Source organism: Streptomyces sp. NPDC058664, from assembly GCF_042716635.1.
Classification (GTDB): Bacteria; Actinomycetota; Actinomycetes; order Streptomycetales; family Streptomycetaceae; genus Streptomyces.
In genome coordinates this window covers 72,461-91,853 of record NZ_JBHXRW010000026.1, presented here as the reverse complement: position 1 = coordinate 91,853, position 19,393 = coordinate 72,461, and the positions used below count along the sequence as shown (strand labels likewise).

Here is a 19,393-nt window from a genome sequence, read left to right as displayed (position 1 = left end):
GTGGTGCATGACAGGGGGAAGTCACATGCTCGGAAGGTTCGCCGACGGCCGGGAACCGGCTCCGCTGGTCGGACGCCAGGAGGTTCTCGACGAGTTGTCCGCCGCGGTGGACGCCGCCGTTGCGGGGGCGGGGCGGTGCGTCGTCGTCGAGGGGGAGGCGGGCATCGGGAAGTCGCGCCTGCTCTCCGAGGTCGCCCATCGTGCTGCCGCACAGGGCATGACCGTCACCGCAGGGCGCGCCACCGAGCTCGATCGCCTCTCTCCGCTCGTCACCCTGGTGAACGCCCTCAGCCACGGCACGAGGCCCGTACTCGACGAGGCGGACCGGGCGGAACTCGCGGCACGGGCCGCGGTCCCCTACCGGCAGACGGCGCTCCTCGGCGAACGTATCGCCACGCACACCCGCACCGGCCCGCTGCTGATCCTCCTGGACGACGTGCAGTGGGCCGACGACGCCACCGCTCTCCTGGTCCGCACCCTGGTTCCCGCGCTCGTCGAGGCCCCGGTCCTGTGGCTGCTCGCGGCCCGTCCCATGTCGCAGGAGTCCACGATGCACGCGGCGGTGGAGGGGCTTGCCGAACGGGACGCCCGGCTGCTCGCACTCGGCCCGCTCTCCGAGGAGGCGGTGGGGGAGCTGTCGGCGTACACGCTCGGCGCGCGACCGGACGCGTGCATCCAGAGCCTGGCGCATCGGGCGGCCGGCAATCCCTTTCTGCTGCAGGAGCTTCTGCACGCCCTCCGTGAACAGGGCCGGGTGCTGGTCCAGGACGGCGTCGCGCGCGTGGTGCCGGGAGGGCTGCCGGAAGGCTTCCGGGCGCAGGTGGGCCGCCGGTGCCGCCATCTCTCCCCGGCAGCACGGCAGTTGATGGAGGCAGGTGCCGTCCTCGCTCGTCCGTTCGGGGTGCACGAGGCTGCCGGTGTGACTGGCGTTCCCGTACGGGAACTGACGAGGGCGACGGAGGAGGCCATCGCGCAGGGCCATCTCGTCGCGGACAGCACGCTGCTGAGATTCCGGCACGATCTGATCAGGGAGGCTGTCTACGACAACCTGCCGGGCCCCGTGAAGCACGCGCTGCACCGCGAGGCGGGCACGGTGCTGGCCGCCGAGGGCAGGCCGGCGGCCGAGTGCGCGACCCATCTGGCCTGGGGCGCCCGCCGAGGGGACCAGCCGGCGCTGCGCGCCCTCCGGGACGCGGCCGAAGGCATCATGGGCGCGGCACCGGGCGTCGCCGCCGACCTGCTGATCCGACTCGTCGAGCTGAGCGAACCCGATGACGGCGACCGGCCCGGCAACGTCTGCAAGGCGTTGAGCGCCCTCGCCTTCAGCGGCCGCACGGACGAGGCGATCGAACTGGCCGAGGCCGAGCTGGCGTCGGCGCCGACCCCGACCGCCTTGGCGACGGTACGGCACGGCTTGGCGGCGACCTTGAAGTTCGCCGGTCGCATACCGGAGGTCGTCGAACTGGTGGACTTCGCCCTGGCGGACCCGGGTGTGCCGGTGCGCAACCAGGCGCAGCTGTGGTCGTTGCGCGCCCATGCGCTGATCGAGGACGGGCCGCCGACGAGCGAGGACCCGGCCGGTGACCCGGCCGATGCGGCGGGGGCCGAAGCGGTACGACTGGGCGGGGTTGCCGAGGTGCCCGACGCCGTGGCTTCGGGCTACACGGCTCGCTCGCGGGCCGCGTTGGTGGCGGGACGACTCGAAGACGCGGTGCTCTTCGCGCGAAAGGCCGTCGACGTCGCCGAGCGGGCAGGCGGCGAGGCCCGCTGGCACGCGCCCCGCAGATGGCTCGGCGAGGCGCTGACCGCCGCCGAGCGGTTCACCGACGCCGAAGCGGTCTTCGACCAGGGCCAGCGCGACGCCGAACGGCTCGGTGTGCCCTGGGCGGTGCCGCGCCTGCGTGGCCACCGAGCGCGGCTGTGGCTCGGTGCGGGGCGCATCGCCGAGGCCACGGCCGAGGCCGAGGCGGCGCTGCACAGTTCCGTCGCCCTCGGCACACCCACCACAGTCCGGTCGACCCGCGCTCTGCTGGCACGCCTGGCCATCCTGCGCGACGAACTCCCCGCCGCCACGGCGCTCCTCGCCGCGGCCCGCAAGCCGTCCGACAACGGCGTGTGGGCCGCGAACGACGAACTGATGCTGGCGGAGGTGCTGTTGCGGAACGCCGCGGCCCAGGAAGCAGGGGACGCCGCCCGCCCCACCGACACGCTCTGGACGAGCCTGCCCGACCGGATCCGCCTGCTCTGCTACGACCCCGGACTCGGCCCGGAGCTCGTACGCATCGCGCTGCGGGCCGGCCTCCTGGAGCAGGCCGAGCGTGCGGCGGAGGCGTGCCGGCTGCTTGCCGAGCGCAGTCCCTGGCTGGCTTCGGCCCAAGCAGCCGTCCGGCATGTCGACGCCCTCCTGTCGGGCAGTCCCGACGAGCTCCGCAGAGCCGTGGGCTTCTGGCGCTCGACACCCCGGCCCCTGGCCCTCGCCGGGGCGCTCGAGGACGCGGCGACGGCATCCGTGGACAGCGGCACCGCCGTCGCCCTGTGGGAGGAGTCGTTCACGCTGTACGGCACGGCCGGTGCGATACGCGGCGCCGCGCGGGTCAGGCAGCGGCTGCGCGCCATGGGCGTACGCCGCAGGATGCCGAGGGCGACGTCCCGGCCGGGCGAGGGCTGGGGCAGCATCACCCCGTCGGAGCTGCGGGTCGTACGGCTCGTGGTCGACGGGCTCACCAATCGGCAGGTCGCGAACCGTCTCTTCTTGTCCCGGCACACGGTGGACGCCCATCTCCGCAACGTGTTCGCCAAGTTGGGGGTGTCCAGCCGTGTCGAGTTGGCCCGGCTCACGGCAGAGCATCTGGCCGGGGGCGGCACATCCGGCCAGGACGTGTCGTGACGGTCACAGGTCCCGTCGTGCGGAACGTCACGGGCCCGGACCGTGAACGGCGTTAGGAATCACGTGACCCGGACCGTTCGGATCACGTGATCGCGTCGTGCCCCGGCAGGCTTCCCCGGCGGAGGCTACTCCCATGTACAAGACATTGCTGGACCCCAAAGAGAGCGTGCTCGTCCTCGTCGACCACCACCCGCGGATGATGTTCCGGGTCGCCTCCGGTGACCGGCGGACGCTGGTGAACAACACCACGGGACTGGCCAAGGCCGCTCGGGCGTTCGGCGTTCCGACCGTCCTCACCAACATCTCCGTGGAGGACTTCCCGGGGCCGCTCCTCGAGGAGCTCACCGACGTCTTCCCCGGCCAGGAGGTCATCGACCGTACGTCGGTCAACGCCTGGGCGGACGACCGGGTGCGGGACGCGGTGCTGGCCACCGGGCGCCGCCAGATCATCATCGCCGGCGTGTGGACCGAGGTCTGCGTCGTTCAGCCCGCGCTGTCCGCGCTGGAGGAGGGCCGCGAGGTGTACGTCGTCGCCGACGCGTCCGGCGGCGCCACGCGGGAGGCCCACCGCCTGGGCATCCAGCGCATCACGCAGGCGGGCGGCGTCCCGCTCACCTGGCTCCAGATACTCGGCGAGTTCCATCGGGACTGGGCCGATCACGAGACCCGCGCGGTGGTCGACGACATCGTGCACCTCCACGGCGGCGCATGGGGGAGGCCCTCATGAAGCCGCTCGCCGCCGGTGTCACTGTTCCCGACGTGGACGTGGACGCCATCGTGACGCTCGTCGCCGAGGTCGAACACGCCCAGCGGAACGCGCTGCCGGACGCGCTCGTCGAGCTGTTCCGGCACGACGCCCTGTGGTCGGTCCCGTACGGGACACCGCTGATCGGCATTGACGAGATCGGCGTCTTCACCCGCCGGTTCCTCCCCGGCACGGCCGAACAGCCGCTGACCTCGGCCTACACGATCGAGCACATCCAGTTCGTCCGCCCCGACGTCGCCGTGGTCGAGATCCGGCAGCGACCGGTCACCCGCGACGGGGAACTGCTCGACGACCTGCTGCGCCGAAACGACCACGGGGGCCCGCGGAGCGGGTGTCGGCGGCCCAGCGAGGCAGTCCGTCGCTGGGCGTCCCTGGTCGCGGGGCACCCGGGCTTCCCCCCGGACACCGCGCTGTACGTCCTGACGAAGACCGACGGCCGGTGGCGCATCGCCGTCGCACAGAACACCCCGGCCATCGAGGCCGACACCCTCGCAGCTTGATGACCCGCATCGGGGTCCCGGTCCTGGGGCCGTGCTCACCGTCCTTCCTGTCCTGGACGTGCGGACCGCACGGTGGGGACGACGGCCCGCACCATCGCCATGAAACACGAGGCCCACATGTCACGAGAGTTCACGGTCGCGGCCGCTGACACCCACCTCCATGGTGTCGACCGCGTTGTCGACGCCATGGGCGGGAGGCCCCCGCTCCTTTTTCTGAACGGCGGCTTCGCCACGCAGCGGCGCTGGAACCACGTCATCGGGCGGCTCGGAGGCGCCTACCGCACCGTCACCTTCGACGCGCGGGGGCGAGGCAGATCGGGCACGTCCTCGGACTACTCGTTGAGAGGCGCCATCGACGACGTCGACCGCGTGATCGAAGCGACGGCGCTCGAGCGTCCGATCCTGGTCGGCTGGTCCCACGGTGCGACGATCGCCCTGTGCTACGCGGCCGATTACCCGGAGGTGGTGGGCGGACTCGTCCTCGTCGACGGTGCCTATCCGGTCTCCATGCTCGACGCAGCGGGCCAGGAGGGCGTGCGCGAGCGGTTCCGAGGACTCGGGTGGATCATGCGGGTCCTGGCCTTCTTCGGCCGCTCCTCCAGGCTCACCCCGCAGGAGTCCGCCGAGGTCGTCATCGGGATCGACGAGGTCAACGGCGGCCTCGGGGCCGACTTCGAGGCCCTGCGCTGTCCGACCGCGTTCGTGGTCGGGAGCGGCGCCCACTCCGGCGCCCGCGCACAGGAGATGCGCATGATGCGGGCCGCGGCCGAAGAGGCCGCGGCGGCCAACGACCGGGTGACCGTGTTCGCGACCACGGCGAGCGACCAGGCGCGGATCCTCACCGAGGACCCCGGCGTCGTGGCCGCAGCGATCGAGGAGGTCGCAGGCTGTTCGACGAGAGCCGGCGTCACCGGTCCCTGACGAGGTCACCCCACGCGATGAGACCACCTCACCCCACGGACCACCCATCATGCGAGGCGATACGTCTCGTCCTTATTCAAGGAGTGCCACTCATGCCGACCGAAGACCAGGGCGACACCGACCGCGTCCGGTTCGTCACCGGTGCCCGTCGCAGGCTCGGGCGTGCCTTCGCCGACGCGACGCCGCCTCCGGGGGACCACGCCGTCGCCGCCCGCATCTCCAGGCTCCCGGAGGTGCCAGCGGCCGCGTACCCGACACGCGTGTTGCCCCTGGGCATGTTGATGTGATTGACAGGAGTGCCGGGACCGGCCGCAGGACCCATCGCGGACCACACGGCACGGCCGGCAAACCTGACGTCGACGGACGTGGCCCGCGGGGTGGGCATGATGGGCCACGCCGGTCTCAGCGGCCGGGACCACGAACGGGCCTTCTTCGACGCCTCCTTGGCAGGAGCCTGGGAGAGCCGGGGCGGGGGCGGGTGCGCTGACCTGCGGTTCGCGTTCCCGGGGAGATGTGAACCCGCGCGGCCCTCAGGTACTCACGGGGCCGCGCGGATCGTCGCCGAGATCGACGCGCGGCGGGAGGCGTGAGCCCCGTGACCGGGCCGACCGCCTTCATCGGCGTCGACGGCTCCGACCTCGAGGGCGCGGTGGGCGGCGCCGTCACGGCCTGAAACCCCGGGGGAGGGTGCGCCGAACTGCGGCGCGCCTACCACAGGCGGGCGAGAGAACTCCATACGAGAAATGTGGAGGAGACTTGATCACCCTGTGAGTTTTCGGTCGGTCAATTACCCCGAAGCCCGGGAAGAGAGGCTTTCCATCTCGCCCTAACCCGTCGGTAACGACACCCTGATCAGCACATTCATGGTGGATGAGGGTGCGGAGACGGCGTTGTCCCGAGCGCTGCGCAGACGATGTATGGTCGGGCCCGTTCACTCGTCCGGGTGGACGACCTTCCATGCGTATGCCCTCTTGCGCCATCAGATTTGCAGGGCCAGGGGCGAATGAACGGGAATTCCACGGAAAGGCGGAGGCGGAGCGCACACGGATCCAGCGTGCGAAGACCGATCGAAGACGTGCGAGGCGAGGCAGACCGATGGAAGTTCCGACCAACCCGTCGGTCGGAGGCGGTAGATCCGGCGTGGGAGCCGGTGGCGGAGGCTGGTTCGGACGGAGTCCGGAGGAAGCGACCGGGGTTCGGCGGCCGACGCGCCCGGAGGCCCGCGCGTCCGCCCCCGGAGTCGTACGCCCGGCAGACATCCCCGGGACCGTACGCCCGGCAGACGCCCCCGTGGTTCGGACGGCCCCCGAGGACATGTCCGACGCCGCGCTCCTGCGCCGCACCATGGCCGAGATCGAGCCCATCGCCGACAAGGTGACCTCGTACTTCTACGCTCTTCTCTTCCTGCGGCACCCCGACCTGCGGTCGCTCTTCCCCGCGGCGATGGACACCCAGCGCGACCGTCTGTTCAAGGCGCTGCTCACCGCCGCGGCCCACGCCGACGACACCGCCACCCTGACCACGTACCTGACCCACCTCGGCCGCGGTCACAGGAAGTACGGCACGCTCCCCGAGCACTATCCGGCCGTCGGCGAGGCGCTGATCGGCGCCCTCACCCGCTACGCCCCTTCGAGCTGGGGGCCGAGGACCGAAGCGGCGTGGGTCGGCGCGTACACCACGATCTCCCAGATCATGATCGACGCGGCGACCGAGGACGAGCTGCGTGCGCCCGCCTGGTGGCAGGCGGAGGTGGTCGGCCACGACATGCGCACACGCGACGTCGCGGTCGTCACGGTCCGGACCGACCAGCCGTACCCCTTCCTCGCCGGGCAGTACACCGCCCTGGAGACTCCGTGGTGGCCGCGTGTCTGGCGGCACTACTCCTTCGCCTCGGCACCCCGCTCCGACGGACTGCTCTCCTTCCACGTCAAGGCCGTACCGGCGGGTTGGGTCTCCAACGCGCTCGTCCACCGGGCCCGTCCGGGGGACGTCATCCGTCTCGGGCCCCCCGCGGGCTCCATGACGGTGGACCACACCACCGACAGCGGATTGCTCTGCCTCGGCGGCGGCACCGGCATAGCGCCCATCAAGGCCCTGGTGGAGGACGTGGCCCGGCACGGCCGGCGCCGCACCGTCGACGTGTTCTACGGCGCCCGCCGGAACGACGACCTGTACGACATCGACACCATGCTGAGGCTCCAGCAGTCGCACCCCTGGCTCTCGGTCCGTCCGGTCGTGGACGACGGCCCTGTCGGCCTGCTGTCCGGCGGCATCCCGGAAGTCGTACGCGAGTTCGGCCCCTGGGACGCCTACGACGCCTACCTGTCGGGCCCGCCCGGCATGATCCGCCGCAGCGTCGACTCCCTGGTGGGCATGGGCATCCCCTCCCACCGCATACGACACGACTCCATCGAGGAACTGGCCGGGGCGACGACGTGAGCACTTTCGAACAGACGGCCGGGCAGCGGCGGGAGGCCCCCACGCGCACCCACCGCCCGGGCAGCGACGGCGAGCACCAGGTCCAGCAGCGCATGGGCACCGCGGAGCGCGCCGACCGCTTCTACGCCGACCAGGTCCTCGACCGGCTGAACCCCCGGATGCGGGAGTTCGTCGCACGACAGGAGATGTTCTTCCTGGCCACCGCCGACCGGCACGGCGAGTGCGACAACACCTTCCGCGCCGGCCCGCCCGGCTTCCTCCACGTCCTGGACGACCTGACGCTCGCCTACCCCGAGTACCGGGGCAACGGCGTCCACGCGAGCCTCGGCAACATCGAGGAGAACCCGCACGTCGGCATCCTCATGGTGGACTTCCTCCGCGATCGCGTCGGACTCCACGTCAACGGCCGGGCCAGGGTCGTGGCCGACGACGAGATGCGCCGCGCCCACCCCGGGCTCGCGGTCGACCCGGTGCCAGGACGCCGGGCCCTGGTGTGGGTGGAGGTCGCCGTCGAGGAGGCGTACATCCACTGCGCCAAGCACATTCCCCACCTCCAGAAGGTTCCCCGGCACGGCTCGGGGCGTCCGTGGGGCACGGACGACTTCAAGCGCAAGGGCGGCGACTTCTTCGGAGCGGCCGTCGAAGCGCCGGAGCGGGGCCCGTTCCTGCCGCCGCCCCGCGCGGACGCGACGGCCTGGCGGGCGGAGGCGGAGAAGCTGCTTGCGAGGGCCGAGCGGCCCGCGGCCGAAGCCGGTACCGGCGCGAACGCCGACGCCGACGCCGACGCCGACGCCGACGCCAGGGCCGCGGCGGAGGCGCACATGTTCAGGGGCTGGTTCAGCAGGAGCGCACCCGTCGGCTGACGTGCTGACGCACTGACGAACTGACGCGCTCGTGCGACGGGCACGAGCGCTGATCGCCCGTACGCCAGGGACGGCGGGCGTGCCCGGCCGGCGGGTCGGCCCGCCGGCCGGTGCCGCGGGTTCGACGTGAAGTCGCCGGTACCCGAATCCGGTTGCCGCTTCATGGCCGGCTGCGCATCCTGCTGGGATGCGCTTCTCCGTCAACATCCCGAACTTCGGTGACTTCGCCGACCCCCGTAACGTCGCGACCGTCGCGGCCGCCGCCGAACAGGCAGGCTGGGACGGCCTCTTCGTCTGGGACCACGTACTGCACCGACGGCACCAGGGACGTCCCTTCGGCGACCCCTGGATGCTGCTGACCGCGGCCGCGCTGGCGACCTCGCGGATCCGGCTGGGCACCCTGCTGACGCCGGTTCCCCGTTACCGTCCGCAGCAACTGGCCCGCCAGGTCGCCACCCTGGACCAGCTCAGCGGCGGCCGGGTGATCTTCGCCGCGGGCCTGGGCGGTCCGATCGAGGACGAGTACCACAGCTTCGGCGACGCCACCGAACCACGCCTCCTCGCCGAGCGGCTGGACGAGGGACTGGAACTGCTGCGGCGCTTCTGGTCCGGCGGGCCGGTCAACCACCACGGCCGGCACTACGAGGTCCGGGACGTGACGCTGCTGCCCGCCACCGTGCAACAGCCCGGACCTCCGGTGTGGATCGGCGGGTTCTGGCCGCGCCGCCCGCCCATGCGGCGGGCGGCGCGGTGGGACGGCGCGGTGCCACTCTTCGAGACGGCCCGGCACGGGCACGCGCCCGACGCGGCGGAGGTCCGGGAACTGGTCGGCTATGTGCGCGAGCACCGTACGGCCGGGGCCGAGCGCCCCTTCGAGTTCGTGCTCGGCGGTGCCACGTCCCCGGACCCGGCGAAGGCCAGGGACGTGATCGGTCCCCTGCGCGATGCCGGCGCCACCTGGTGGGACGAGCGACAGGTCCAGGACGGTCCCGACCTGGACCGCCTCTCTCCGGTGCTGCGCCGCATCGAGGCGGGGCCGCCGGTGATCTGATCAGCCGTTCGAGGTCGCGCCGGACGCGTTCGGCCTGATCACAGGGCGGACCGGTCCGCCCGTCTCCGTCAGGGCCTCGGCGGCGTACCCGTACGACAGGGATGCCCTTCACCCGCTGGTGAAGGGCATCCCGCCGTCCCGGTCCCGCCGACCACGCCTCCGGCGCGGCCTGCAGCGTCCTGGCGCGGCTCTTCACGGCGAGCACCTCCGGCACGGACGCCGCCGGAGCCCGCGGCACGATCACGACCCGCGGCACGACCGCGACGGGATGCCTCCGCGACGGGATGACTCCACGACCGGGTGACCCCCCGACCGTACGACTCCACGGCGCCGGGATGCCTCGGCGGGCCGGACCCCACCAGGTTCTTCGTATGCTGGTGATAAGCGAGCCACATGCCCGCAGGCCGCTTCGCCAAGGGAAACGGCCTGCGGGTTCGGATCAGGGACTCGGCCCGGGGCCTGAGGGCGGAAGCCGGAGAGTCGCGTTCGGTGACTGGGCCTCCACGCCGAGTACCGGGGCCCACCCGCCTCCGCGCCGTACCGGCCGAATTCCTGGCGGGCTGCCTGGCCTGCAACGCCCCGATCGGCCGGAATGAGGTGCATGCTGGGCACCAACAGCGGTCGAGTTCCTGTCTGGAGGCCGGAAGAGTGAACGGCGGCAAGGGGAGACGGCGCCTGACCGGCCACACCATGGCCGGGAGGGGCACCGCGGCGCACCGCTCGGCCGGTGCCCGCAGGAGGCTCGGACTGAGCGGCGGTGAGGTCCCTCTCGACCGGATCACCACGCGCGGCCGGCTGGCCTGGCTGAACTCCGCCGGCTCCAGGATCGGCACCACCCTCGACCTGGAGCGCACGGCCCAGGAGCTGGCCGAGTTCACCGTGCCCGGCTTCGCAGACGGCGCCGCCGTCGACATCCTGGAGAGTGTCCTGCGGGGCGACGAGGGCTCGCGCTGGACGGGTACGGGCACCCCGCTCATGCGGGCCACCGCGCTGTGCGCGATCGAGGAGCTGTCCTCGCTGGAGCCCACCCCGGTGGGCGAGACCACCGCCCGCGCCGAAGAGGCGCACGAGACGCTGCTCCACCGCTACTGCCTGCGACAGGGCAAGCCGGTGCTTGTGAGCCGCATGAGGAACGAGGACTTCACCAAGGTCGCGCCCACCGAGAGCGCCGCGGTGAAGATGCGGGCCTCCGGAGTGCACAGTTACCTCGCGGTGCCGCTGATCGCCCGCGGCCTGCTGCTCGGCAGCGTGGACTTCGTCCGCGGCCGCGGACGACCACCGTTCTCCTCCACCGACCTCGCCCTGGCGGAACAGCTGGCCTCGCAGGCCGCCGTCTACATCGACAACGCGCGGCTGTACGGGCGCGAGCGCGAGCACGTCGTCTCGCTGCAGCGCACCCTGCTGCCGCGCGTGACCCCGGTGACGCCCGGACTGCGCGTGCGGGCCGAGTACGCGCCCTCGACGGCCCACCACGGAGTGGGCGGGGACTGGTACGACGTCATGGCCCTGCCCGGCGGACGTACGGCCCTCATGGTGGGTGACGTCATGGGCCACGGACTGCCCGCCGCCGCCACCATGGGGCGCCTGCGGACCGTGGCCCGCACCCTGATGACCCTGGACATGGCTCCGGAGCGCGTCCTGGCCAGGCTCGACCTCGCCACGCGTGACCTGGAGGACGAGCAGGTCGCCACCTTCCTCTGCGCCGTGTTCGACCCGGCCGACTCCACCTACACGCTGGCCAGCGCCGGGCACCTGCCGCCGCTGCTCCTCGACGGGCGGGGCTCCGCCGAGTTCGCCGACGTACCCGTCGGCGCGCCGCTCGGCGCGGGAGTGATTCCGTACGACCCGGTCCGTCTGAAGGTCCCGGCGGGCGGGAACCTGGTCATGTACACGGACGGCCTCGTCAAGTCCCGGCACGCGGACCTCGACCACCAGCTGGACTGTCTGCGCTCGGCGGCACGCGACCTGGGACCCGAAGCTCTCGAACGCGGCGGCCTGATCGCGTGCGCCCCTGCCGACGACGCCCGTTTCGACGAGGCCGTGCTCCTCGTCGCGACGAACGCGTCGGACCCCTCGGACGGCCCGGCCGACCTGCGCGAGTGGCAGTTGCCGCGGGAAGGGCGCGCGGCGTCCCTCGCCCGGAGCCTCGTCACGGACCAGCTCGCCGCGTGGGATCTGACGGAACTCGCCGACGCCTGCGAACTCGTCGTCTCGGAACTCGTGGGCAACGCCCTGCGGTACGGCAACGGCCCCGGCCGGCTCAGGCTGCTGCGCGGCGAGCGCCTCGTCGTGGAGGTCTCGGACACGGGCCCCGACCTGCCCCAGATCCAGCACGCGGACCTCAGCGACGAGGGTGGCCGTGGCCTGCAGCTCATCAACATGCTGTGCCGCCGATGGGGCTCCTGTCGCACGGTCACCGGCAAGGTGGTCTGGGCGGAACAGAACCTGCCCTCCTGAGGACCGTCGGGCCCGTCGCCCGGGCCTCGTCGACCGTGTCCGCCGGCTGTCCCTCGGCCCGTCGTACCGAGGGCGTCGACGTTTGTCGGGTTTGACCTCCCGACAAACGGCAAGGCGAAACCTCGGGCGCCCAGCAAGCAGTGACGAACAGCCAGCCAGGAGTCACCTTCCAGGAAGGCAGCCATGTCGACCCTGACCGTAGTTCTCATCCTCGTGGTGCTGGTCGCCGCGCTACTGGGAGCGGGTCTCCTGCTCCGGGCCCGCAGGGGTCCGGGCGGTGAGGCGCGCTCCCTCAAGCGCCGCTTCGGCCCCGAGTACGACCGCACCCTCGAACGGCACGGCGGCGACGGCGAGTCCGCCCACCGCGACCTGCGAGAGCGGGAGGAGCGGTACGGCCGCATCCGGCACCTGCCCCTGGAGCCGACGGCCCGCGAGCAGTACGTCGCTCGATGGACCGTGCTCCAGGAGCGCTTCGTCGACGCGCCGCGGAAGGCCGTCGCCGACGCCGACGAGCTCCTCACGCACATCGCCGCGACCCGGGGCTTCCCGGAGCCGGACCGGAGCGAGGAGCAGCTCGCCGCCCTGTCGGTGCACCATCCGCACCATGTGGAGGGTCTGCGCACGGTACGCCGCGCGGTGAACTCGCCGTCCGTCTCCACCGAGGAGTTGCGGGAGGCGCTGGTGCACGCACGTGCCCTGTTCGAGGACCTGACGGCGGCCGGTACCGATGCCGCCCGAGCGCACTCGCCGTCCGGGCGCGACCGCGGGCATCTCCTCAAGCCGAAGGGAAGTGGCGCGTGATGGCGGGCGAGAACCGGGACCAGCGGGCAGCGGACGGGACCGGTGAGAGCACGCGGCGCGCGCCCTCACCGTCCGGGGCACGGGGCGCGGGCGGGTCCGGCGGACCGGCATCCGCCAGAAGAAGCGGGGAGGTCCCTTCCCCGGCCGCGTTCGACCGCCGCACCGGCCGCCCCGCGTCCCCGCCGCCCACACCGCCGGTGGACGCGTCCCCGCCGCCCGCACCGCCCGCTTCGCCTCCGGTGATGCTGTCGCAGGCGCCGCAGTCCGCCGTGCCGTCCGACGACCCCGGTGCCACGGGCCGGAACGGCGGGAGCCGTACGAACGCTCCCGCCGCGCCCCCCGCCGCGCCGCGCGGACGGGACACGACGGACCGGCCGGGCGACGGCCACGTCCCCGGCGGCGTGGGCGGCCCCGTGCCCGGTACGGGAGACGGGTCCGCCACCGCCACCGACGGGCCGACCGGGCAGTTGCTCGGCGACGCCGAACGCGACCGTCTCGGACAGCGCCTGCACCACGCGCTCGCGGGGTTCGTCGACTCGCCCCACGAGTCGGTCGCCGAGGCGGCCGAGGTCCTCGCCGAGGCCGAGCAGCAGCTCGTCGCCGCACTGAGGGACCGGCGTGTCGCGCTGCGGGCGGGCTGGCAGCCGAACGGAGGTCCCGATGGCCAGGGCCCCGACACCGAGCAGCTCCGGCTCACCCTGCGGACCTACCGTGAGGTGACGGAACGGCTGCTCCGGGCGTGACCGGTACACCGCCGCAGGGCGGAAGCCCCCACGGGACCGTGGGGGCTTCCGCCCTGCGGCGGCCCGGAGCCCGTGCCCCCACGACGGCCCGGCCCGTCCGGGAACGCATCGCTCTCCGGGAGGCCCGCCTCGTCGTCCGCCGCCGGGCGCCGGGACAGCGCGCAGACAGCCGACGGCAGCCCCTGGCTGTCTCCGCCAGGGGCTCCGCGCCGTCTGAGCCACGACGAGCCCGCCGGCGCCGACGGGGTGTGACGGCGTGCGGGGGAGCGCAGCGGCTCGGAGTGCGCGCCGCTCTAGGGCCGCGTGAAGAGCTGAGGGATCTCGGCCGCCCAGTCGATCCGCGCGACCTCCTCTCCCTCGGGCACGGCGGCGTACGTCTCACCCAGCCAGTTCCGCAGGCCCGCTCGGTCGACGTCGACCACGGCGAACGCCCCGGCATCGCCCAGCCGCATCCGGACGCGTCCGTCCCTGCCGCCGCCGCGCAGCGGCCACAGCCGGACGTCGCCCTCGCCGCTCAGGACGCGGGTCCCGGAGTGCAGCAGCTCCCGGGAGAAGATCCAGGTGACGGCCCTGTCCAGTGCGAGCCGGAAGACGATGCGTACCGCCCAGGGGTCGTCGGGGTCGTAGTGGAACGTGGCCTCGACGGGCAGACCGGCCGCTCCGTGGACCTGACGGACCGTGGTGTGCCACGGCCGTGCCAGGGGTGCCGGGGGCGGCGGAGTGGTCTCGTGCCGGCTCGGTTCAGACATCGTCACCCGTTCGTCGGGGAGATCGCGCCGCTGCCTGAGCGGCGCCGTACCTTCCCCTCGTAACCCCGGACGAGGTTTTCACGCATGTTCTCCGCGAGAGGAACGGAAAGACCCCCGGTTGGCGGAAGGCTCGGGCGCCCTCGTGCGACGGACGCCTGAGGGAGGGACGTGCGCGGTCGGCGCGTGCCGCGGACGGCCCCGCCTCGCCCGGCCGGTCTTCCGGCACGGCGAGGAGGCCGGACAGCGCCGGTTCCCCACGACGAGGGAGCCGGCGCCTCCTTCAGCGGTTACGGGTTGACGCAGACGATCGAGCCGACCGGAAGGTTGTTGCCGGTCGATGTCGCGGTGAACCCGAAGGTGACGCTGCCGTCCGGCGGAACGGTCCGGTTGTAGTCGAGGTTCCTGACCGTGAGCGTGCCGTCGGATCCGGTGCTCAGCCCGCCGTTCCACAGGCTGCTGACCCGGGTGCCCGGGCCGGGCGTCCACTTCACGGCCCAGCCGTCACGCGGGGTCGTGGCGTGGTTCATGACCTCGACGGAACCCTGGAAGCCGCCGTTCCAGGAGTTGGTCACGCTGTAGACCGCCATGCACCCGGTGTGCGGGTCGGTCGGCGTGGACGTCGGGTCCGGAGTCGGAGTCGGAGTCGGGGTCGGGGTCGGGGTCGGGGTCGGGGTGGGTGTGGGTGTGGGTGTGGGGGTCGGAGTGGGGGTGCTGTTCGAACCACGGATGCCGGTCACTTCGCCGTTCCCGCCGTCGAAGACGACGTCGGAGCAGGAGAAGAAGTTCTCCTGGCTGTCCGAACGCACCCACTGGATGAACATCACCGCGTCGCCCGAGCGGCCCGGGGGCAGGTTCAGGTCCCAGTGGTAGTGACCGCCGTCCGTGCCCGGCGAGCCCGTCTGCGGTGGGTCGGTGACGGTCTGGATCAGTTCCAGGTCGTCCCAGCCCAGTTCGGAGCTCGGTGAGTAGCCGGGCTTGGACAGGTACACCCGGAAGGAGCCCGGGTGCGCGGCCCAGTTGCTGTGCTTGACCTGGATCGTCCTCCCGGACGTCAGATGGGTGCGGGGCCAGTCGGAGCGGGCGGCGTTGTATCCGGTGAAGTCGTACGGCGACCGGTCACCGGCGCTGCACAGCTTTCCGTCCGGGACGTAACCGGGTCCGCGTCCGCCGGCGTTGGAGTCGAGCACGGCGAACCAGTTGTACAGCGAGTTGGGGCCGCTCTCGCTGAGCGCCGCCTTGCACGCCGGGTTGGTCGGGTCGAGGGAACCGGTACCGGTCCTGGCGTCGAGCCAGCAGAGGTAGGTGCGCGATCCGGGCGTCATGGTGACGCCGTGCGCCTGCGCGCTGCCCTGGCCCAGCAAGGTCAGGCCGATTCCGGCGAGCAGGGTGGCGAGTAATGCCGCCAGGGAGGCGAGTCGTCTCTTGCGTCCAGTCATCATGTCTCCTGTGTGTCTGTGGTGGGTGCTCTCCGGTCGGTGCTCTCCTCTTGCGGTGCGGTGCGGTGCGGTACGGTGCGGTTGCTGTGCGGGACCCGGCCGGGCGAGCCGGGTCGGCCGCGGATCGGATCACGTGCAGGTGGCGCCGTTGAGGCTGAATCCGGTGGGCTTGGCGAACGTGCCGCTGTAGGTGCCCTGGAAGCCGAACGTCTGACTGGCTCCGGCCGCGATCCGGGCGTTGTGCGCGAGGCCGGTCGCCGTCACGGCCCCGGAGGCCGGCGTGACGGTGGCGTTCCACGCCTGGGTGACGCGCTGCCCGGAGGGCATGACGAAGGACAGCGTCCAGTTGTCGACAGGTGCCGAGCCGGTGTTGGCGACGGTGACGTCGGCGGTGAAGCCGCCGGTCCAGACGTTCGTCGCGTACGTCACCTTGCAGGCCGTCGCGGGGCCGGGCTCACCGGGGCCGGGTTCGCCGGTACCGGGGTCACCGAGGTTCACGGCGGAGGAGAAGGAGTTCACCGCGAGTCCGGCGCCGTTCTGCCACGGCTCGAAACCGGCCTGGACACTGGTCAGGTACCAGTCGTTCTCGGCCATGCCGCGCGAGACGGTCTCCCGGACGAAGTCCATGACGTCGAAGTCCCAGCCGGGGATGGCGGACGGGGCGACGAAGGAGATGACGTCGTTGGAGCCGTTGCTGCCCGTCCACACCTGCCAGGTGCGCCCGCCGACGCCGGCGGTGCCGACCTGCGAGCCGATCGGCTGGATCGGACCCACCTTGTTGAACCAGATCATGATCTCGGTCCGGCTCACCCCGTCGGTCCTGGGCGTGGGGTCCAGCCAGATGTCGTACGAGGCGTTGTACACCGCGTCGCCGACATAGCCGTACGAGATGCTGCTGGGGGCACTGGCGATGCCGCTGACCCGCGCCGGGAGGTTGGTCCCCGGCGAACAGTTGGTGTAGTGGCAGCCGATGAAGACCGAGGGGTACGACTTCGGGGCACCGTTGGTGGGCACGGCGCCGTCGGCCCGGGTCACCCGGAAGCCGGTGTCGGTGGCGGTGACGCAGCGGTTGTTCTGGACCACGTAGCGGCCCTGGATCGTGGTGGAACCGTACTGTTCGCAGATCAGCGTGTCGGCCTGGGCCGCCGGAGCGGCGGTCAGCAGAGCCGTGACGGTGGCGAGAGCGATGAGCAGCGCGCCGAGCACGCCGCGCGCGGTTCTGGGACGGTGCGGTGACGCTCGCATGCGAGGGCCTCTCCGGGAGGGGTGATCGAGGGGGAGGGGAATCGGAGCGCGCCTCGACGCCTGACTCTGGGAGCGCTCCCACGTGTGTTGCAGGGCACTGTAGGAGCATGAAGTGCCCCTGACAACCCATCGGAACGAGCGTCTTCACGGCACCGGTCCCGGGCCGTCGAGCGAGTTCCGTCCGGCCCGTTGACGTCTCCTCGACTCGACCGTGAAGATGTCCCCTGCCGATGGGAGCGCTCCCATACCCATGCGCTCCGCCCCCTCCGAGGAGCTCAGACGTGAACAGACGCAGAACCGCCCTGCTGTCCCTGACGGCCCTGCTTGCGGCGGGTCTCACCGCGGTCCCCGCCGGCCCGGCGGGGGCGGACGAGGTCGAGCAGATCAGGAACGGCACCTTCGACACGATCACCGACGCGTGGTGGACGAGCAACGTCACCACCGGGCCGTCCGACGGCAGACTCTGCGCCGACGTGCCGGGCGGCACGGCGAACCGCTGGGACGCCGCCGTCGGCCAGAACGACCTCACGCTCGTCAAGGGAGAGTCGTACCGGTTCAGCTTCAGCGCGACGGGCGCTCCCGAGGGCAACTCCGTCCGCGCGGTCGTGGGCCTCCAGGTGTCGCCGTACGACGCGTACCACGAGGTCACTCCGCAACTGAGCGTCTCCGGCAACACGTACACCTACACCTTCGCCTCCCCCGTCGACACCACCCAGGGCCAGGTCGCCTTCCAGCTCGGCGGCGCCGCCGACCCCTGGCGGTTCTGCCTCGACGACGTCTCCCTGCTGGGCGGTGTGCCGCCGGAGCGGTACGAGCCCGACACCGGCCCCCGGGTCCGGGTCAACCAGGTCGCCTACCTGCCCCGCGGACCGAAGAACGCCACCCTCGTCACCGACGCGACCGAGCGGCGTCCCTGGGAGCTGCGGAACGCCTCCGGCGCCGTCGTCGCGCGCGGCTGGACCGTGCCGCGCGGCACGGACCCCTCCTCGGGGCAGAACGTCCACTCGATCCACTTCGGTGACCACCGCGGCACCGGACAGGGCTTCACCCTGGTCGCCGACGGCGAGACCAGCCGGCCCTTCGACATCGGCACCGCCGCCTACGAGAAGCTCCGCCTGGACGCCGCGAAGTTCTACTACACCCAGCGCAGCGGGACGGAGATCCGCGACGACCTGCGGCCCGGCTACGGCCGCGAGGCCGGTCACGTCGACGTCGCCCCCAACCAGGGCGACGGGAACGTACCCTGCCAGCCCGGCGTGTGCGACTACACGCTCGACGTCACCGGCGGCTGGTACGACGCCGGCGACCACGGCAAGTACGTCGTCAACGGCGGCATCTCCGTCTGGCAGCTCCTCAGCACCTACGAGCGGGCCACGTTCGCCCGCACCGGACAGGCCGAGAAACTGGGCGACGGCACGCTGAACATCCCCGAGAGCGGCAACAAGGTCCCGGACATCCTCGACGAGGCCCGCTGGGAGCTGGACTTCCTGCTCAAGATGCAGGTGCCGGACGGCGAGCCGCTCGCCGGCATGGCCCACCACAAGATCCACGACGAGCAGTGGACCGGTCTGCCGCTGATGCCCTCCGCCGACCCGCAGAAGCGCGAACTGCACCCGCCGACCACCGCGGCCACCCTGAACCTCGCGGCGACCGCCGCCCAGGCGGCCCGGCTGTACAAGGCGTACGACCCCCGGTTCGCCGCCACCGCGCTCGCCGCGGCCCGCAAGGCCTGGGCCGCGGCCCTCGCCCACCCCGACGTCCTCGCCTCCGAGAGCGACGGCATCGGCGGCGGCACCTACGCGGACCGTGACGTCACCGACGAGTTCTACTGGGCGGCCGCCGAGCTCTACCTGACCACGGGCGGCAAGGAGTTCCAGGACCACGTCCTGAACTCCCCGGTCCACAGCGCCGACATCTTCGGGCCGATCAGCTTCGACTGGGCCCGCACGGCCGTCCCCGCCCGGCTCGACCTGGCCACCGTCCCGAACCGGCTGCCCGGCCGCGACAAGGTCCGCCAGTCCGTACGCGCGGGGGCCGACCGCTACCTGGCCACCCTGAAGGCCCACCCGTACGGCATGCCGTACGCCCCCGAGGGCCACACGTACGACTGGGGCTCCACCCACCAGATCCTCAACAACGCCGTCGTCCTGGCCACCGCCTACGACATCACCGGCGGCGCGAAGTACCGCGACGGGGCCGTCCAGAGCATGGACTTCGTCCTGGGCCGCAACGCCCTGAACATCTCGTACGTCACGGGTTACGGCGAGGTCAGCGCACAGAACCAGCACAGCCGCTGGTACGCCCGCCAACTCGACCCGAAGCTGCCTCCGCCGCCCGCCGGTTCCCTGTCCGGCGGCCCGAACTCGAGCATTCAGGACCCGCTCGCGCAGAGCAGACTCCAGGGGTGCGTCGGCCAGTTCTGCTACATCGACGACATCCAGTCCTGGTCGACCAACGAGCTCACGATCAACTGGAACTCCGCCCTGACCTGGATGGCGTCCTTCGTGGCCGACCAGGACTGACCCGGCCCGCCGG

The 19,393-nt window shown here is 72.2% G+C and carries 15 protein-coding genes; 12 read left to right on the top strand and 3 right to left on the bottom strand.

From position 1 onward, the window contains the following. The first annotated feature begins 25 nt into the window (after window positions 1-25). From ACFWUY_RS22095 to ACFWUY_RS22045, 11 genes are all read left to right on the top strand, one after another. Window positions 26-2,887 (top strand): AAA family ATPase, encoded by a 2,862-nt coding sequence (locus ACFWUY_RS22095; protein ID WP_384111289.1) that lies wholly within the window; start codon window positions 26-28, stop codon window positions 2,885-2,887. A gap of 133 nt (window positions 2,888-3,020) precedes the next feature. Then, on the top strand, window positions 3,021-3,614 hold the full coding sequence (locus tag ACFWUY_RS22090) for a hydrolase (RefSeq protein ID WP_384111286.1): 594 nt from the start codon (window positions 3,021-3,023) through the stop codon (window positions 3,612-3,614). Then, on the top strand, window positions 3,611-4,153 hold the full coding sequence (locus ACFWUY_RS22085; protein ID WP_384111282.1) for an SgcJ/EcaC family oxidoreductase: 543 nt from the start codon (window positions 3,611-3,613) through the stop codon (window positions 4,151-4,153). Before ACFWUY_RS22090 ends, ACFWUY_RS22085 begins: the two co-directional genes overlap by 4 nt. A gap of 117 nt (window positions 4,154-4,270) precedes the next feature. Further along, complete coding sequence (locus ACFWUY_RS22080; RefSeq protein WP_384111279.1) at window positions 4,271-5,074, top strand: alpha/beta fold hydrolase; 804 nt, start codon at window positions 4,271-4,273, stop codon at window positions 5,072-5,074. Window positions 5,075-5,166: 92 nt separating this feature from the next. Further along, entirely contained in the window at window positions 5,167-5,361 is a 195-nt protein-coding gene (locus ACFWUY_RS22075) for a hypothetical protein (protein WP_384111276.1), read from the top strand. A gap of 808 nt (window positions 5,362-6,169) precedes the next feature. Next, a complete protein-coding gene (locus tag ACFWUY_RS22070; protein WP_384111273.1) occupies window positions 6,170-7,513 on the top strand; it encodes a globin domain-containing protein in 1,344 nt (447 codons plus the stop codon). Between the two features lie 92 nt (window positions 7,514-7,605). Then, window positions 7,606-8,376, top strand: coding sequence for a pyridoxamine 5'-phosphate oxidase family protein (locus tag ACFWUY_RS22065; protein WP_384111370.1), 771 nt, complete (start codon window positions 7,606-7,608; stop codon window positions 8,374-8,376). 187 nt (window positions 8,377-8,563) lie between these two features. Further along, window positions 8,564-9,427 (top strand): LLM class flavin-dependent oxidoreductase, encoded by an 864-nt coding sequence (locus ACFWUY_RS22060; RefSeq protein ID WP_384111270.1) that lies wholly within the window; start codon window positions 8,564-8,566, stop codon window positions 9,425-9,427. Window positions 9,428-10,075: 648 nt separating this feature from the next. Next, on the top strand, window positions 10,076-11,884 hold the full coding sequence (locus tag ACFWUY_RS22055; RefSeq protein WP_384111267.1) for a SpoIIE family protein phosphatase: 1,809 nt from the start codon (window positions 10,076-10,078) through the stop codon (window positions 11,882-11,884). A gap of 183 nt (window positions 11,885-12,067) precedes the next feature. Beyond that, window positions 12,068-12,685, top strand: a complete 618-nt coding sequence (locus tag ACFWUY_RS22050; protein ID WP_384111265.1) for a hypothetical protein — start codon at window positions 12,068-12,070, stop codon at window positions 12,683-12,685. Window positions 12,686-12,927: 242 nt separating this feature from the next. Beyond that, on the top strand, window positions 12,928-13,428 hold the full coding sequence (locus ACFWUY_RS22045) for a hypothetical protein (RefSeq protein ID WP_384111262.1): 501 nt from the start codon (window positions 12,928-12,930) through the stop codon (window positions 13,426-13,428). Between the two features lie 293 nt (window positions 13,429-13,721). Here ACFWUY_RS22045 and ACFWUY_RS22040 read toward each other — a convergent pair whose 3' ends face one another. From ACFWUY_RS22040 to ACFWUY_RS22030, 3 genes are all read right to left on the bottom strand, one after another. After that, a complete protein-coding gene (locus ACFWUY_RS22040; protein WP_384111259.1) occupies window positions 13,722-14,177 on the bottom strand; it encodes an SsgA family sporulation/cell division regulator in 456 nt (151 codons plus the stop codon). Between the two features lie 287 nt (window positions 14,178-14,464). After that, on the bottom strand, window positions 14,465-15,613 hold the full coding sequence (locus tag ACFWUY_RS22035; protein ID WP_384111367.1) for a lytic polysaccharide monooxygenase: 1,149 nt from the start codon (window positions 15,611-15,613) through the stop codon (window positions 14,465-14,467). Window positions 15,614-15,742: 129 nt separating this feature from the next. Beyond that, entirely contained in the window at window positions 15,743-16,858 is a 1,116-nt protein-coding gene (locus ACFWUY_RS22030) for a cellulose binding domain-containing protein (protein WP_384111256.1), read from the bottom strand. A 281-nt stretch (window positions 16,859-17,139) separates the two neighbouring features. On the opposite strand from ACFWUY_RS22030, the gene ACFWUY_RS22025 reads away from it, so the two are divergent. Further along, window positions 17,140-19,380: a glycoside hydrolase family 9 protein gene (locus ACFWUY_RS22025; protein WP_384111253.1), complete on the top strand. Its 2,241-nt coding sequence runs from the start codon at window positions 17,140-17,142 to the stop codon at window positions 19,378-19,380. Window positions 19,381-19,393 lie beyond the last annotated feature (13 nt).

What these genes read in the sequence shown, in the direction of transcription:
- ACFWUY_RS22095 (WP_384111289.1), top strand. Translation starts at nt 26, where the DNA reads ATGCTCGGAAGGTTCGCCGACGGCCGGGAACCGGCTCCGCTGGTCGGA.
- ACFWUY_RS22090 (WP_384111286.1), top strand. Translation starts at nt 3,021, where the DNA reads ATGTACAAGACATTGCTGGACCCCAAAGAGAGCGTGCTCGTCCTCGTC.
- ACFWUY_RS22085 (WP_384111282.1), top strand. Translation starts at nt 3,611, where the DNA reads ATGAAGCCGCTCGCCGCCGGTGTCACTGTTCCCGACGTGGACGTGGAC.
- ACFWUY_RS22080 (WP_384111279.1), top strand. Translation starts at nt 4,271, where the DNA reads ATGTCACGAGAGTTCACGGTCGCGGCCGCTGACACCCACCTCCATGGT.
- ACFWUY_RS22075 (WP_384111276.1), top strand. Translation starts at nt 5,167, where the DNA reads ATGCCGACCGAAGACCAGGGCGACACCGACCGCGTCCGGTTCGTCACC.
- ACFWUY_RS22070 (WP_384111273.1), top strand. Translation starts at nt 6,170, where the DNA reads ATGGAAGTTCCGACCAACCCGTCGGTCGGAGGCGGTAGATCCGGCGTG.
- ACFWUY_RS22065 (WP_384111370.1), top strand. Translation starts at nt 7,606, where the DNA reads ATGGGCACCGCGGAGCGCGCCGACCGCTTCTACGCCGACCAGGTCCTC.
- ACFWUY_RS22060 (WP_384111270.1), top strand. Translation starts at nt 8,564, where the DNA reads ATGCGCTTCTCCGTCAACATCCCGAACTTCGGTGACTTCGCCGACCCC.
- ACFWUY_RS22050 (WP_384111265.1), top strand. Translation starts at nt 12,068, where the DNA reads ATGTCGACCCTGACCGTAGTTCTCATCCTCGTGGTGCTGGTCGCCGCG.
- ACFWUY_RS22045 (WP_384111262.1), top strand. Translation starts at nt 12,928, where the DNA reads ATGCTGTCGCAGGCGCCGCAGTCCGCCGTGCCGTCCGACGACCCCGGT.
- ACFWUY_RS22040 (WP_384111259.1), bottom strand. Translation starts at nt 14,177, where the DNA reads ATGTCTGAACCGAGCCGGCACGAGACCACTCCGCCGCCCCCGGCACCC.
- ACFWUY_RS22035 (WP_384111367.1), bottom strand. Translation starts at nt 15,613, where the DNA reads ATGACTGGACGCAAGAGACGACTCGCCTCCCTGGCGGCATTACTCGCC.
- ACFWUY_RS22030 (WP_384111256.1), bottom strand. Translation starts at nt 16,858, where the DNA reads ATGCGAGCGTCACCGCACCGTCCCAGAACCGCGCGCGGCGTGCTCGGC.